Raw genomic sequence first — 14,822 nt, 5'->3', positions numbered from 1 at the left:
GCCAATCGACGGGGTTGAGGTACGAGCGTGGCAGCTCGAAAAAGGTACTGCCCCTCGCAAGGAGGGGCAGTGTGCTGGCTTACAGCAGCATGGTGCGGATATCGCCCAGCACGTCGCCCAGGCGCTTGGTGAAGCGCGCGGCGGCAGCGCCGTTGATCACACGGTGATCGTAGGACAGCGACAGCGGCAACATCAGCTTTGGCTGGAAGGCCTTGCCATCCCAGACTGGCTGCATGGTCGCCTTGGAGACGCCCAGGATAGCCACCTCCGGCGCATTGACGATCGGCGTGAAGCCGGTGCCGCCAATGTGGCCGAGGCTGGAGATGGTGAAGCAGGCGCCTTGCATCTCGTCAGCCGACAGCTTCTTGGTGCGCGCCTTCTCGGCCAGTGCAGCGGCTTCGGCAGCCAGTTGCAGCAGGCTCTTCTGGTCGACGTTCTTGATCACAGGGACCAGCAGGCCGTCCGGGGTGTCCACGGCGAAGCCGATGTGCACGTACTTCTTGCGGATGATGGCCTTGCCGCTTGGCGCCAGCGAGCTGTTGAAGTCCGGCAGTTCCTTGAGCAGGAAGGCGCAGGCCTTGAGCAGCAGTGGCAGCACGGTCAGCTTCACCCCAGCCTTCTCGGCCACGGCCTTCTGCGCAACGCGGAAGGCTTCCAGCTCGGTGATGTCGGCAGAGTCGAACTGGGTCACGTGCGGCACGTTGAGCCAGCTGCGGTGCAGGTTGGCAGCACCGACCTGCATCAGGCGGGTCAGGGCCACTTCTTCCACTTCACCGAACTTGCTGAAGTCCACGGCAGGGATCGGCGGGATGCCAGCACCACCGGTCGCACCGGCGGCTGCCGGCGCTTCCTTGGCCTTCTGCATCATGGCCTTGACGTAGACCTGCACGTCTTCTTTCAGGATGCGACCGTGCGGGCCGGTGGCAGCAACTGCACCCAGCTCGACACCGAATTCACGGGCCAGCTGACGAACAGCGGGGCCTGCGTGAACCTTGGCATTGCTGCCAGTGGCCGGTGCGGTAGCAGCCGGTGCAGGGGCAGCAGCCGGGGCGGCAGCGGCAGGTGCGGCAGCCGGAGCAGCCTCAGCCTTGGCTGGTGCAGGAGCAGCAGCCGGTGCCGGCGCGGCAGCCGGGGCGGCACCCGGGGCGGCACCCGCCACTTTCAGCTTGAAGATCAGGTCGCCAGTGCCGACTTCGTCTTCCAGCTTGCACAGCACTTCTTCGACCACGCCGGCAGCCGGCGACGGGATTTCCATGGAGGCCTTGTCGGACTCCAGGGTAATCAGCGACTGGTCGGCTTCGACGGTGTCGCCGACTTTGACCAGCACTTCGATGATCTTGGCCTTGCCCGACGAACCGATGTCCGGCACGTGGATGTCCTGCACGCTGGCAGCAGCCGGGGCTGCGGCCGGAGCAGCAGGAGCGGCTTCAGCGGCTGGCGCTGGCGCCGCAGCCGGAGCAGCGGCAGCAGCCGGTGCCTCAGGGGCCGCAGCAGCGGCGCCCTCGGCTTCCAGGACCAGCAGTTCGTCGCCTTCTTTCAGGCGGTCGCCCAGCTTGACCTTCAGTTCCTTGATCACGCCAGCCTTGGGCGCCGGAATTTCCATGGAGGCCTTGTCGGACTCCAGGGTCAGCAGGCTCTGGTCAGCCTCGATACGGTCACCGACCTTGACGAACAGCTCGATGATTTCACCTTCACCGCTGCCGATGTCAGGTACGCGAATGAGTTCGCTCACTTAAAAATACTCCTCAGCAGTCCAGTGGGTTGCGCTTGTCCGGGTCGATACCGAACTTGACGATAGCGTCTGCAACAACCTTGGGTTCGATCTCGCCACGGTCAGCCAGGGCTTCCAGGGCAGCCAGCACCACGAAGTGGCGGTCGACTTCGAAGAAGTGACGCAGCTTCTTGCGGCTGTCGCTGCGACCGTAACCGTCGGTACCCAGGACTTTGAACTCTTTGCTCGGTACCCACTGACGAATCTGCTCGGCGAACAGCTTCATGTAGTCGGTAGAGGCGATGACCGGGCCTTTGCGACCGTTCAGGCACTGCTCGACGTAGGTCTGCTGTGGCTTCTGGCCAGGCTTCAGGCGGTTGGCGCGTTCCACGGCCAGGCCGTCGCGACGCAGTTCGTTGAAGCTGGTGACGCTCCACACGTCGGCACCGACGTTGAACTCTTCACGCAGGATCTTCGCGGCTTCGCGGACTTCGCGCAGGATGGTGCCGGAGCCCATCAGCTGTACGTGGTGTGCGGCTTCGCGGGTGTCCTCTTCCAGCAGGTACATGCCCTTGATGATGCCTTCCTCGACACCGGCCGGCATGGCTGGCTGCTGGTAGGATTCGTTCATCACGGTGATGTAGTAGAAGATGTCCTGTTGCTCTTCGGTCATCTTCTTCATGCCGTCCTGAATGATCACCGCCAGCTCGTAGCCGTAGGTCGGATCGTAGGTGCGGCAGTTCGGGATGGTGCCCGCCATCATGTGGCTGTGACCGTCTTCGTGCTGCAGGCCTTCACCGTTGAGGGTGGTACGGCCGGCGGTACCGCCGATCAGGAAACCACGGGTGCGGCTGTCGCCAGCGGCCCAGGCCAGGTCGCCAATACGCTGGAAACCGAACATCGAGTAGAAGATGTAGAACGGCAGCATCGGCTGGTTGTGGCAGCTGTACGAGGTACCGGCAGCGATGAACGACGACATGGCGCCGGCTTCGTTGATGCCTTCCTCGAGGATCTGGCCCTTCTTGTCTTCGCGGTAGAACATCACCTGGTCTTTATCGACTGGCTCGTAGAGCTGGCCGACCGACGAGTAGATGCCCAACTGGCGGAACATGCCTTCCATACCGAAGGTACGGGCTTCGTCCGGGATGATCGGGACGATGCGCTGGCCAATGTCCTTGTCCTTGACCAGCTGCGCCAGAATACGCACGAAGGCCATGGTGGTGGAGATTTCGCGGTCGCCCGAGCCGTCCAGGATCGCTTTCAGCGTTTCCAGTGGCGGGGTCGGCACGCTGAAGCTCTTGGCACGGCGCTGCGGTACGAAGCCACCCAGGGCTGCGCGGCGCTCGGCCAGGTACTTGGCTTCGGCAGAACCTTCTTCCGGCCTGAAGAACGGCAGGTTCTCCAAGTCGGCATCCTTGACCGGGATGTCGAAGCGGTCACGGAAGTGACGCAGGCTGTCGACGTCGACCTTCTTGGTGTTGTGCGCGGTGTTCTTGGCTTCGCCAGCACCGGTGCCGTAACCCTTGATGGTCTTGGCCAGGATGACGGTCGGCTGCTCTTTGTGGTTCACAGCCTGGTGATAGGCCGCGTAAACCTTGTACGGGTCGTGACCGCCACGGTTGAGCTTCCAGATCTCTTCGTCGGACAGGTCTTCGACCATGGCCTTGAGTTCCGGGGTGTTGAAGAAGTGCTCGCGAACGTACGCGCCGTCTTTGGCTTTGTAGTTCTGGTATTCGCCGTCGATGACTTCGTCCATGCGGCGCTGCAGGGCACCGTTGGTGTCCTTGGCCAGCAGTGGGTCCCAGAAACGGCCCCAGACGACTTTGTTGACGTTCCAGCCACCGCCACGGAACACGCCTTCGAGTTCCTGGATGATCTTGCCGTTGCCGCGAACCGGGCCGTCGAGGCGCTGCAGGTTGCAGTTGATGACGAAGATCAGGTTGTCCAGCTTCTCGCGGCCGGCCAGGGCGATTGCACCCAGGGATTCCGGCTCGTCGCACTCACCGTCGCCCATGAAGCACCAGACCTTCTGCTTGCCGGCCGGGATGAAGCCACGGGCTTCCAGGTACTTCATGAAGCGTGCCTGGTAGATCGCCTGGATCGGGCCCAGACCCATCGAAACGGTCGGGAACTGCCAGAAGTCAGGCATCAGCCATGGGTGCGGGTACGAAGACAGGCCGTTGCCGTCCACTTCCTGGCGGAAGTTGTTCATCTGGTCTTCGCTGATACGGCCTTCCATGAAGGCACGGGCGTAGACGCCTGGCGATGCGTGGCCCTGGAAGAAGATCAGGTCGCCGCCGTGTTCTTCGGTAGGGGCCTGGAAGAAGTAGTTGAAGCCGATGTCGTACAGGGTGGCACTGGAGGCGAAGCTAGAGATGTGTCCGCCCAGGTCCGAGTCTTTCAGGTTGGTACGCATGACCATGGCCAGCGCGTTCCAACGCACCATCGAGCGAATGCGGCGTTCCATGAACAGGTCGCCAGGCATGCGTGCTTCGTGGGTGACAGGGATGGTGTTGCGGTATGGCGTGGTGATCGCATATGGCAGCTGGGAGCCACTACGGGTGGCCAGCTCGCCCATACGGGTCATCAGGTAATGAGCGCGGTCTTCGCCTTCTTTGTCGAGGACCGACTCCAGGGCATCCAGCCATTCCTGGGTTTCGATTGGATCGAGGTCTTGCATGGCTTGCTCCAGGGCGGAAAGGCAACCAGAATCGATTGCCTGAGATTGCGACTGGCCTTATGGGCAGACGTCGTGAATTCTTGGATTACCGGGGTGTCTTCCGGCGCGTTGTAGTTTTACTACATTTGCTTTCGCATTTCATGCTTTTACACGACACGAGTAGTAGTAAAACTACATTTGTGCGACGTTTGGTCGCACCTTGGCTTGTGAGGAAAAACGTTCATGTTGGTTGGCATTGTGTCGCGAACGGGTGGTTCTTGATGTTTGTTGCCAATTTTTCGTTTTTTTTAGCTATTTCCAACTTTTGTACGACAGTCCAACCGTGGTCCGGCTTCCCCTTGGCCGCTTTTTCCCCTCTATTTCACGCCGATCAAGGATAGACCATGCGCCTACCTTTGCCCTCCGATCTGCCTGCCACCTTGCAGCCGCTGGTCACTCGCAACCAGCAGTTCATCAGCGATGCCGTGGCCGGCCACCCCGAACTCGACCTGCAGGCCTGGAGCCCGCTGCACCGGCAGCAGTTCGATCAGGTGGCTGCTGCCAGTGAATTCGTGCTCAGTTTGGCCCAGCGCGAGCCCGCCATGCTGTTCGCCCTGCTGGCCAGCGGCGAGCTGGAGCGGCGTTACGCCCCGGGTGAGCTGCGCGGGCAAATCGCCGCAACAGCCCAGGCGGCACAGAGCGAGGACGAGCTGGCGCGCAATCTGCGCCGCGCGCGCAACCGCCAGCAGCTGCGCATTATCTGGCGCGACATTACCCGTCAGGCGGAACTTGGCGAAACCTGCCGTGACCTGTCGGACCTTGCCGATGCGGCCATCGACGAAGCCTACCAATGGCTGTACCCGCGCCATTGCCAGCAATTCGGCACGCCCATCGGCAACCGCAGCGGCCAGCCGCAGCACATGGTGGTGCTGGGCATGGGCAAGCTGGGAGCGGTAGAGCTTAACCTGTCGTCGGACATCGACCTGATCTTCGGTTTCCCCGAGGGCGGTGAAACCGAAGGGGTGAAGCGCTCGCTGGACAACCAGGAGTTCTTCACGCGCCTGGGCCAAAGGCTGATCAAGGCACTGGACCCGGTTACCGTCGACGGCTTTGTGTTCCGCGTTGACATGCGCCTGCGTCCCTATGGTTCGGCGGGTGCCCTGGTGCTCAGCTTCAATGCACTGGAGCAGTACTACCAGGACCAGGGCCGTGACTGGGAACGTTACGCGATGATCAAGGCGCGGGTGGTGGCCGGCGACCAGGCGGCCGGCGCGCAGTTGCAGGAGATGCTGCGCCCGTTCGTGTACCGCCGCTACCTGGACTTTTCCGCAATCGAAGCGCTGCGCACCATGAAGCAGCTGATCCAGCAGGAAGTGCGGCGCAAGGGCATGGCCGAGAACATCAAGCTGGGTGCCGGTGGTATTCGCGAAGTAGAGTTCATCGCCCAAGCCTTCCAGCTGATCCACGGCGGGCGTGACCTCAGCCTGCAGCAGCGGCCGTTGCTCAAGGTGCTGGCCACCCTGGAAGGCCAAGGCTACCTGCCGCCAGCAGTGGTGGCCGAGTTGCGCGAGGGTTATGAGTTCCTGCGGTACACCGAGCACGCGATCCAGGCCATTGCCGACCGCCAGACGCAAATGTTGCCGGAAGGTGAGACCGATCAGGCACGCGTGGCCTACGTGCTCGGTTTTGCCGACTGGCAGAGCTTCCACGACCAGTTGATGTACTGGCGTGGCCGTATCGACTGGCATTTCCGCCAGGTCATTGCCGACCCGGATGATGAAGACGGCGAAGGCGAACTGGTGGTGGGTGGCGAGTGGTCGCCGTTGTGGGAGCAGGCGCAGGATGAAGAAGCCGCTGGCCGGCAATTGCAAGAGGCTGGCTTCAAGCAACCCGCCGAAGCCTTGAGGCGCCTGGCCGGGCTGCGTTCCAGCCCGCAGTTGCGCTCGATGCAGCGCATCGGCCGTGAGCGACTTGACGCATTCATCCCACGGCTGCTGGCCCAGGCGGTGGAGCATGACAACCCCGACCTGGTGCTGGAGCGGGTGTTGCCATTGGTCGAGGCTGTGGCAAGGCGTTCTGCCTACCTGGTACTGCTGACCGAAAACCCCGGTGCCTTGCGCCGTTTGCTGACGCTGTGCGCCGCCAGCCCGTGGATTGCCGAGCAGATTGCCCTTTACCCGCTGCTGCTCGACGAACTGCTCAATGAGGGCCGCTTGTTCAGCCCGCCCTTGGCGCCAGAACTGGCCAGCGAGCTGCGCGAGCGCCTGACGCGCATCCCCGAGGACGACCTGGAGCAGCAGATGGAGGCGCTGCGCCATTTCAAGCTGGCCCACAGCCTGCGCGTGGCCGCCTCGGAAATCAGCGGCAACCTGCCGTTGATGAAAGTCAGCGACTACCTGACCTGGCTGGCTGAAGCCATCCTCGACCAGGTGCTGGCCCTGGCCTGGCGCCAGACCGTGGCCCGCCACGGCCAACCCAAGCGCAGCGACGGCAGCCTGTGCGACCCGGGTTTCATCATCATCGGTTACGGCAAGATGGGCGGCCTGGAGCTAGGCCACGGTTCGGACCTGGACCTGGTCTTCATCCATGACGGCGATCCGCAGGCGGAAACCGACGGTGCGAAGCCTATCGACAGCGCGCAGTTCTTCACGCGTCTGGGGCAGCGCATCATCCACCTGCTGACCACCCAGACCAACTCGGGCCAACTGTACGACGTGGATATGCGCCTGCGCCCGTCCGGCGCCTCGGGCCTGCTGGTAAGCTCGCTGGGCGCCTTCGAGCGCTACCAGCAGAACGAAGCCTGGACCTGGGAACACCAGGCGCTGGTGCGGGCCCGTGTGCTGGTGGGTTGCAAGCAGGTGGGGGCGGCATTCGAAGGTGTGCGCGCCAAGGTACTGGGCCAGGCCCGCGACCTGGAAAAGCTGCGCGGCGAGGTGAGTGAAATGCGCGCCAAGATGCGTGACAACCTCGGTACCAAGGCGACGGCTGCCGGTACCGCGGCGAACGCCTTCGACGCCGGTGTACCCTTCGATATCAAGCAGGATGCCGGCGGTATCGTCGATATCGAATTTATGGTGCAATACGCCGCTTTGGCCTGGTCCCATGACCATCCGGCCATACTTCGATGGACCGATAACATCCGCATTCTGGAAGAGCTGGAGCAGGCGAACTTGATGCCGGCCAGTGACGCGGTGCTGTTGCGTGAAGTGTACAAAGCGTTCCGCTCGGCCTCCCACCGCCAGGCCCTGCAGAAGGAGGCCGGGGTGATCGATGCGGCACAGTTTGCCGATGAACGCCGTGAAGTGCGGCGGATCTGGGGTGAACTGGGGCTGACTTGAGATCGATGGGCTGCAAAGCAGCCCCAAAGGCTCATGCCTCACCACCGGTGTTACACTGTCGGCCACATAGCCTGAATATAAAGAGGGGAGGCCAGGCTGTACCGCAGCCTGTAGCCTCCCCGAGCGTTTCTGGACTAAGCATGAGAATACTGATCATTGGCCCCAGCTGGGTCGGCGACATGGTGATGGCGCAGACCCTGTTCCAGTGCCTGAAACAGCAGCACCCCGACTGCGTGATCGACGTGCTGGCCCCTGAATGGAGCCGGCCGATCCTCGAGCGCATGCCTGAAGTGCGCCAGGCCTTGAGCTTCCCGCTCGGCCACGGCGCGCTGGAGCTGGCCACGCGGCGGCGCATCGGCAAGTCCCTGGCCGGCCAGTACGACCAGGCCATCCTGCTGCCCAACTCGCTCAAGTCGGCGCTGGTGCCCTTTTTTGCCGGCATTCCCAAACGCACCGGCTGGCGCGGTGAAATGCGCTTCGGCCTGCTGAACGATGTGCGCAAGCTGGACAAGGCCCGCTACCCGCTGATGATCGAGCGCTTCATGGCCCTGGCTTACGCACCCGGCGCCGAGCTGCCGCAGCCATACCCGCGCCCCAACCTGCAGATCGAAGCGCAAAGCCGTGACGCCGCCCTGGCCAAGTTCGGCCTGGAACTGGACCGTCCGGTGCTGGCGCTGTGCCCTGGCGCCGAGTTTGGCGAAGCCAAGCGCTGGCCGGCAGAGCACTATGCCGCTGTGGCCGATGCGATGATTCGCCAAGGCTGGCAAGTGTGGCTGTTTGGCTCGAAGAACGATCATCCGGTCGGTGAGCAGATCCGCGACCGGCTGATCCCGGGGCTCCGTGAAGAATCGTCCAATCTGGCCGGTGAGACCTCGCTGGCCGAGGCCATCGACCTGATGTCCTGCGCCCATGCCGTGGTGTCCAACGACTCCGGCCTGATGCACGTGGCCGCTGCGCTGAACCGTCCGTTGGTGGCGGTGTACGGCTCGACTTCACCCGGCTTCACCCCGCCGCTGGCCGAACAGGTGGAAGTGGTGCGCACCGGTATCGAGTGCAGCCCGTGCTTTGACCGCACCTGTCGCTTCGGCCATTACAATTGCCTGCGTCTGCTGGAACCGGGCAAAGTGATCGCCGCCCTGCACAGCCTCAGCGGGCCGGACCTGATCGATACCGTGGCCGAGGTCGACTAAGTGCGGGTACTGATCATCAAGACCTCGTCGCTGGGGGATGTAATCCACACCCTGCCGGCGCTTACCGATGCCGCCCATGCCATTCCCGGCATCCGTTTCGATTGGGTGGTGGAAGAAGGCTTCGCCGAAATCCCCAGTTGGCACCCCGCGGTCGACCAGGTCATCCCGGTGGCGATCCGTCGCTGGCGCAAGAACCTTTGGCAAACCATCAAGAGTGGCGAGTGGAAGGCGTTCAAGCAGCGCGTGCGCGAGCGCAAGTACGACCTTGTGATCGACGCCCAGGGCCTGGTCAAGTCGGCCTGGTTGACCCGTTACGTGAAGGCACCCGTAGCCGGCCTGGACCGCTACTCGGCGCGCGAAGGCTGGGCCAGCCGCTTCTACGACCGGCCTCTGTCGGTTGCCACCGGCCAGCACGCGGTGGAGCGGGTACGCCAACTGTTTGCCATGGCCCTGGCCTATGACCTGCCAGAAGGCATCGGCAACTACGGCCTGGACCTCGACCGCCTGCAACTGCCGCCGGCTGCGCCCTATGTGGTGTTCCTGCATGGCACCACCTGGGCGACCAAGCATTGGCCCGAAGCCTACTGGCGCGAACTGGCCGAGCGCATGGGCCGGCGCAAGCTGGAAGTGCGCCTGCCTTGGGGTAATCCGGCTGAGAAGGCGCGGGCCGAGCGAATTGCCCAAGGCTTGAACAACTGTCAGGTACTCCCCAAATTGAACCTTGCCGGCGTCGCTCGTGTTCTGGCGGCGGCAAAGGCCTGCGTGGCGGTCGATACCGGCCTTGGCCACCTGGCGGCGGCACTCGATGTGCCCACCCTTTCGCTGTTTGGCCCTACCAACCCGGGCCTGACTGGCGCCTACGGACGGACCCAGATTCACCAGGCCAGTGACTGGCCTTGCGCTCCCTGCCTGCAGAAGAAGTGCACCTACAAACCGAGCGCCGATGACCTGGCCCGGTTCGATCTGAAACGCGAGTGGCCGCTGTGCTTCACTCGCCTGAATCCCGAGCATGTGGCGAGCCGCTTGAGCGCGTTGCTGCTGGCTGAGGATGTCCGTTGATGCAACTGGCTTTCGTGCTTTACAAATATTTCCCCTTCGGCGGGCTGCAGCGCGATTTCATGCGCATTGCCCTGGAATGCCAGAAGCGGGGCCACCAGATCCGTGTGTATACGCTGATCTGGGAGGGTGACATTCCGCCGGGCTTCGAAGTGCTGGTGGCGCCGGTGAAGGCGATTTTCAACCACCGCCGCAACGAGAAGCTCAGCGCCTGGATGGCCGCCGACCTGGCCAAGCGCCCGGTCGACCGCCTGATCGGCTTCAACAAGATGCCAGGGCTGGACGTGTACTACGCCGCCGACGGCTGCTTCGAAGACAAGGCGCAGACCCTGCGCGGTGGGCTGTACCGCCGCTGGGGCCGCTACCGGCACTTTGCCGAGTACGAGCGTGCGGTGTTTGCCAAGGACGCCCATACCGAAGTGCTGATGATTTCCGAAGTGCAGCAGCCGCTGTTCATCAAGCATTACGGCACCCCGGTAGAACGTTTCCACCTCCTGCCGCCAGGCATTTCCCAGGATCGCCGTGCGCCGGCCAATGCCGCCGAGATCCGCGCTGAGTTCCGCAAGGAATTCAACCTGGGGGATGACGACCTGCTGCTGGTGCAGATTGGCTCAGGCTTCAAGACCAAAGGCGTGGACCGCAGCCTCAAGGCACTGGCTGCGCTGCCGTCAGCCCTGCGCAAACGCACCAGGCTGATGGTGATCGGCCAGGACGACCCCAAGGTATTCCAGCTGCAAAGCGCTACCCTGGGCTTGGGCGACCAGGTGCAGTTTCTCAAGGGCCGCAGCGATATCCCGCGCTTCCTGCTGGGCGCCGACCTGCTGATTCACCCGGCGTACAACGAGAATACCGGTACGGTGCTGCTCGAAGCGTTGGTCGCCGGCTTGCCGGTGCTGGTGTCCAAGGTGTGCGGTTATGCCCACTACATTGCCGAGGCCGACAGCGGCCTGGTGCTGGACGAGCCGTTCGAACAAGAGCAGCTCAACGGCTATCTGCAGCGCATGCTCGAAGACCCGCAGGCGCGTGCCAGCTGGTCGCGCAATGGCCTGGCATTTGCTGATAGCGCCGATCTGTACAGCATGCCGCAGCATGCTGCTGACGTGATCCTGGGGCAAAAAACCGCATGAAGCTGATATTGGCCGAACCCTTCAAACGCCTGTGGGCCGGGCGTGATGCCTTCGACGCCGTGGAGGCGCTGCAAGGCGAGGTCTATCGCGAGCTGGAAGGGCGCCGCACGCTGCGCACCGAAGTGGCTGGCGAGGGCTTTTTCGTCAAGATCCACCGTGGCATCGGCTGGGGCGAGATCTTCAAGAACCTGTTCACCGCCAAGTTGCCGGTGCTCGGGGCTGGCCAGGAATGGCGGGCGATCCAACGCCTGCATGAAGTGGGTGTGCCGACCATGACCGCAGTCGCCTACGGCGAGCGTGGCAGCAACCCGGCCGCGCAGCACTCGTTCATCATCACCGAAGAGCTGGCGCCGACCATCAGCCTGGAAGACTTCAGCATCGACTGGGTCAAACAGCCGCCCGAGCCGCGCCTGAAGCGTGCACTTATCGCCGAGGTGGCGAAGATGACCGGCGGCATGCACCGCGCCGGGGTCAACCACCGCGATTGCTACATCTGCCATTTCCTGTTGCACACCGACCGACCGGTGACGGCGGATGACTTCAAGCTGTCGGTGATCGACCTGCACCGCGCGCAAACCCGTGCCAGAATCAGCCGCCGCTGGCGCGACAAGGACCTGGCTGCGCTGTACTTTTCGGCCCTGGACATCGGCCTGACCCAACGCGACAAGCTGCGCTTCCTGCGTGGTTACTTCCAGCGTCCGCTGCGGCAGGTGCTGAAGGACGAAGCCGCGCTGCTCGCCTGGCTGGAGCGCAAGGCCCAGAAACTCTACGATCGCAAGCAACGCTATGGGGATGCACTCTGATGGCGAGTTGGACACTGGCGCCGGGGTACGAACACCTGGCGGCGGACTTCGGCAGCCTCGACGCGGTGTTCGCCCTCCAGGGCGAACGGCTGACCCGCGACCCGCTCAGTGAAGTGGTACGCATCGAGCGTGACGGGATCAACTACTACGTCAAGCGCTACACCGGGGCCGGCAAGCACATGCGCCGGTACCTGGGGCGGCCACGCATCAAGGCCGAATGGCAAAACCTCAAGCAGTTCGCCAAATGGGGTATCCCCACTGCCGAAGTCGTGGCCTGGGGCCTGGAGCGCAACGGCCTGGCCTTTGGCCGTGGCGCGATGATCACCCGTGAACTGCCGCACACCGAAGACCTGTCGGCCCTGGCCGAACACAACGATGCGCGCTTGGCCGACCGCGCCTGGGTCGACCATGTCAGTCGTCAGCTGGCGCGCCATACCCGGGTCATGCACGAACACCGCTTTGCCCATAACGACCTGAAGTGGCGCAACCTGCTGGTCGATGACCAAGGCACGCTATTCTTCATTGACTGCCCCACCGGCGACTTCTGGCGCGGTTTCATGTGGCGCCATCGGATGATCAAGGACCTGGCATGCCTGGACAAAGTGGCCAAATACCACCTGTCAGCTACCCAGCGCTTGCGCTTCTACCTGCAATACCGTGGCCGCGACCGGCTGAATGTGCGTGACAAGAAGCGCATTCATCGGGTACTGGGCTTTTTCGAGGGAAGGGAATGACCGATTACCTGGCCAGCGCGGACCTCGCGCTGCTCAAGCGCCATGGCCTGGACAACTTCGAGGCGCTGTGGGCGCTGCAACTTGATGCTGTGGACGAGCCCAACACCGGCCGTGGTGGCTGGAGCAGCGTCTTCCGTCTGGAACTCGAAGGCAAGGGCTACTACCTCAAGCGCCAGAGCGACTACCTGACCCGTACCTTGCACCGGCCGTTCGGCGAGCCCACCTTCGCCCGCGAATTCCGCAACATCAGTCGCTACCAGAAGCTGCGCATTCCGGCATTGCAGGCGGTGTTCTACGGCGAGCGCAAGCAGGGCGGCAAGCACCGGGCCATCCTGATGACCCGCGCTCTGGACGAGTGGGCCGACCTCGACAGCCTGCTGGCGCAGTGGCCGCGGTTGGGTGAAGCCGAGCGCACTGGCATCCTGCAGGCCTGCGGTCAGCTGGCGCGTACCCTGCACAGCGCCGGCCAGGTGCATGGCTGCTTCTACCCCAAGCACATTTTCCTGCGTCAACGCCGCGAGGGTTGGGACGCGCAATTGATCGACCTGGAAAAGACCCGGCCGCTGCTGTTCGGCATGCGTGACCGCCTCAAGGACCTGGAACCGCTGCTGCGCCGCGCGCAGGCCTGGCGCGTGCAGGATGTACGTACTTTGCTGGCTACCTACCTGGGGCAGCCGGCTGACGGCGCGCTGGTCGACACCTGGCTGCAACGGCTGACGCAACGCCGTCGTGAAAAAGAGGCCCGCTGATGCGTTTGTCTGAACTGAAGGATGCCGGGCGCAGCCCGGCGCTGCCCCTGAGTATCACGTTGGTTGATGCCGCCGGCAGCGCCGACTTGCAATTGCTCAGCCTGCTGCGCGTGCTGCCGGGCCAGCGTTATGTGGGCGCTGGTGTCTGGCGTGGCACACCGGTGCTGGCGAAGTTGCTGGTCGGGGGTAACGCCGCGCGGCATTTCCAGCGCGAACTGCAGGGTGTGAAGTTGCTGGCCGAACAAGGCCTGACCACACCGACGCTATTGGCCGACGGCCTCAAGGAAGGCGAGGGCGGCTGGCTGCTGTTCGAGTTCCTTGACGGTGCCCAAAGCCTGGCCGATGCCTGGGCCGCAGTGGAAAACCTGCCAGTGTTGGCGGACGAGCAGCACCTGGTACTGGGCGAAGCGCTCACGGCTGTGGCGCACATGCACGCCCGAGGCCTTTGGCAGGAAGACCTGCACCTGGACAACCTGCTGCGCCATGCCGGCAAGCTGTACCTGATCGACGGTGCGGGCATAAAGGCGGAAACACCTGGTCAGCAGTTGTCGCGTCCACGCGTGCTGGAAAACCTCGGGGTGTTCTTCGCCCAGTTGCCCAAGCGCCTGGAGCCGTTCATCGAAGAGCTGCTGGTGCATTACCTGCTGGCCAATGCCGAGCATGCCTTGCCGCTGGAAGCGCTGCAGAAACAGGTGGACAAGGTGCGCAACTGGCGCCAGAGGGACTATCTGGACAAGGCTGGCCGCGAGTGCAGCCTGTTCAGCGTCCAGCGCACCCTCTCGGGCTTGCAGGCGATCCGCCGCAGTGAGGTCGAGGCCATGCAGCCTGTACTGGAGCAGGCCGATGCGCTGATCGACAAGGGCCATTTGTACAAGACCGGTGGCGCTGCCAGCGTGGCGCGCATCGAGGTCAATGGTCGCCAGTTGGTGATCAAGCGCTACAACATCAAGAACACCGCACATTGGTTCAAGCGCTTCTGGCGCCCGAGCCGGGCCTGGCATTCCTGGATTGAAGGCCACCGCCTGGAATTCCTCGACATCGCCACCCCACGCCCCCTCGCGGTGCTGGAACAGCGAGTGCTGGGCCTGCGCAGCCGTGCTTACCTGGTCACCGAGTATGTCGACGGCCCGGACCTGACGGCATGCTTCGCGCCCCACGTCGAAAGCGGCGATGCGCCCGAGGAGCAGGTGGATGCCTTGGTGCACGTGATGCAGCAGCTGATTCGCGAACGCATCAGCCACGGCGACTTCAAAGGCCATAACCTGTTCTGGCACAACGGCCAGTGGTCGCTGATCGACCTCGATGCCATGTGCCAGCACGCCACCCAGCTCAGCTTCGCCCCGGCCTATGCCCGTGACCGGGCACGGCTGCTGCGCAACTGGCCCACTGGCAGTGCCTTGCATCAGCGGCTGGACCGGCTGTTGCCAAAACTGGTCGACTGAGGCCGCCGGCTCC

At 63.5% G+C, this 14,822-nt stretch carries 10 protein-coding genes; 8 read left to right on the top strand and 2 right to left on the bottom strand.

All coding sequences use genetic code 11. The features are described 5' to 3' along the window. Positions 1-79: 79 nt before the first annotated feature. Both aceF and aceE read right to left on the bottom strand, forming a co-directional pair. Complete coding sequence (aceF, locus tag ACF8FB_RS24005) at positions 80-1,732, bottom strand: dihydrolipoyllysine-residue acetyltransferase (RefSeq protein WP_392512189.1); 1,653 nt, start codon at positions 1,730-1,732, stop codon at positions 80-82. A gap of 13 nt (positions 1,733-1,745) precedes the next feature. Beyond that, positions 1,746-4,391, bottom strand: coding sequence for a pyruvate dehydrogenase (acetyl-transferring), homodimeric type (gene aceE / locus ACF8FB_RS24000; protein ID WP_392512187.1), 2,646 nt, complete (start codon positions 4,389-4,391; stop codon positions 1,746-1,748). A gap of 383 nt (positions 4,392-4,774) precedes the next feature. On the opposite strand from aceE, the gene glnE reads away from it, so the two are divergent. The 8 genes from glnE to ACF8FB_RS23960 all read left to right on the top strand — a co-directional run bounded on the left by glnE (position 4,775) and on the right by ACF8FB_RS23960 (position 14,809). Continuing rightward, positions 4,775-7,708: a bifunctional [glutamate--ammonia ligase]-adenylyl-L-tyrosine phosphorylase/[glutamate--ammonia-ligase] adenylyltransferase gene (gene glnE / locus ACF8FB_RS23995; protein WP_350298363.1), complete on the top strand. Its 2,934-nt coding sequence runs from the start codon at positions 4,775-4,777 to the stop codon at positions 7,706-7,708. A gap of 140 nt (positions 7,709-7,848) precedes the next feature. After that, a complete protein-coding gene (gene waaF / locus ACF8FB_RS23990) occupies positions 7,849-8,898 on the top strand; it encodes a lipopolysaccharide heptosyltransferase II (RefSeq protein ID WP_010951695.1) in 1,050 nt (349 codons plus the stop codon). Next, positions 8,899-9,957 carry a lipopolysaccharide heptosyltransferase I gene (gene waaC, locus ACF8FB_RS23985; protein WP_003255648.1) on the top strand — a complete coding sequence of 353 codons (1,059 nt, stop codon included), beginning with the start codon at positions 8,899-8,901 and terminating at the stop codon, positions 9,955-9,957. Next, positions 9,957-11,081 carry a glycosyltransferase family 4 protein gene (locus tag ACF8FB_RS23980; protein ID WP_010951696.1) on the top strand — a complete coding sequence of 375 codons (1,125 nt, stop codon included), beginning with the start codon at positions 9,957-9,959 and terminating at the stop codon, positions 11,079-11,081. The genes waaC and ACF8FB_RS23980 overlap by 1 nt, the downstream gene beginning before the upstream one ends. Further along, complete coding sequence (gene rfaP / locus ACF8FB_RS23975; protein WP_010951697.1) at positions 11,078-11,884, top strand: lipopolysaccharide core heptose(I) kinase RfaP; 807 nt, start codon at positions 11,078-11,080, stop codon at positions 11,882-11,884. The genes ACF8FB_RS23980 and rfaP overlap by 4 nt, the downstream gene beginning before the upstream one ends. Further along, complete coding sequence (locus ACF8FB_RS23970) at positions 11,884-12,618, top strand: lipopolysaccharide kinase InaA family protein (protein ID WP_010951698.1); 735 nt, start codon at positions 11,884-11,886, stop codon at positions 12,616-12,618. Before rfaP ends, ACF8FB_RS23970 begins: the two co-directional genes overlap by 1 nt. Continuing rightward, positions 12,615-13,367, top strand: a complete 753-nt coding sequence (locus ACF8FB_RS23965; RefSeq protein WP_003255640.1) for a lipopolysaccharide kinase InaA family protein — start codon at positions 12,615-12,617, stop codon at positions 13,365-13,367. The genes ACF8FB_RS23970 and ACF8FB_RS23965 overlap by 4 nt, the downstream gene beginning before the upstream one ends. Then, on the top strand, positions 13,367-14,809 hold the full coding sequence (locus tag ACF8FB_RS23960; protein ID WP_392509594.1) for a lipopolysaccharide kinase InaA family protein: 1,443 nt from the start codon (positions 13,367-13,369) through the stop codon (positions 14,807-14,809). The genes ACF8FB_RS23965 and ACF8FB_RS23960 overlap by 1 nt, the downstream gene beginning before the upstream one ends. The last annotated feature ends 13 nt before the right edge of the window (positions 14,810-14,822 follow it).

It is taken from the genome of Pseudomonas sp. yb_2 (assembly GCF_043103905.1).
GTDB lineage: Bacteria > Pseudomonadota > Gammaproteobacteria > Pseudomonadales > Pseudomonadaceae > Aquipseudomonas > Aquipseudomonas alloputida.
The sequence above is the reverse complement of the archived record's forward strand: the minus strand, read 5'-3'. Positions and strand labels throughout refer to the sequence as shown.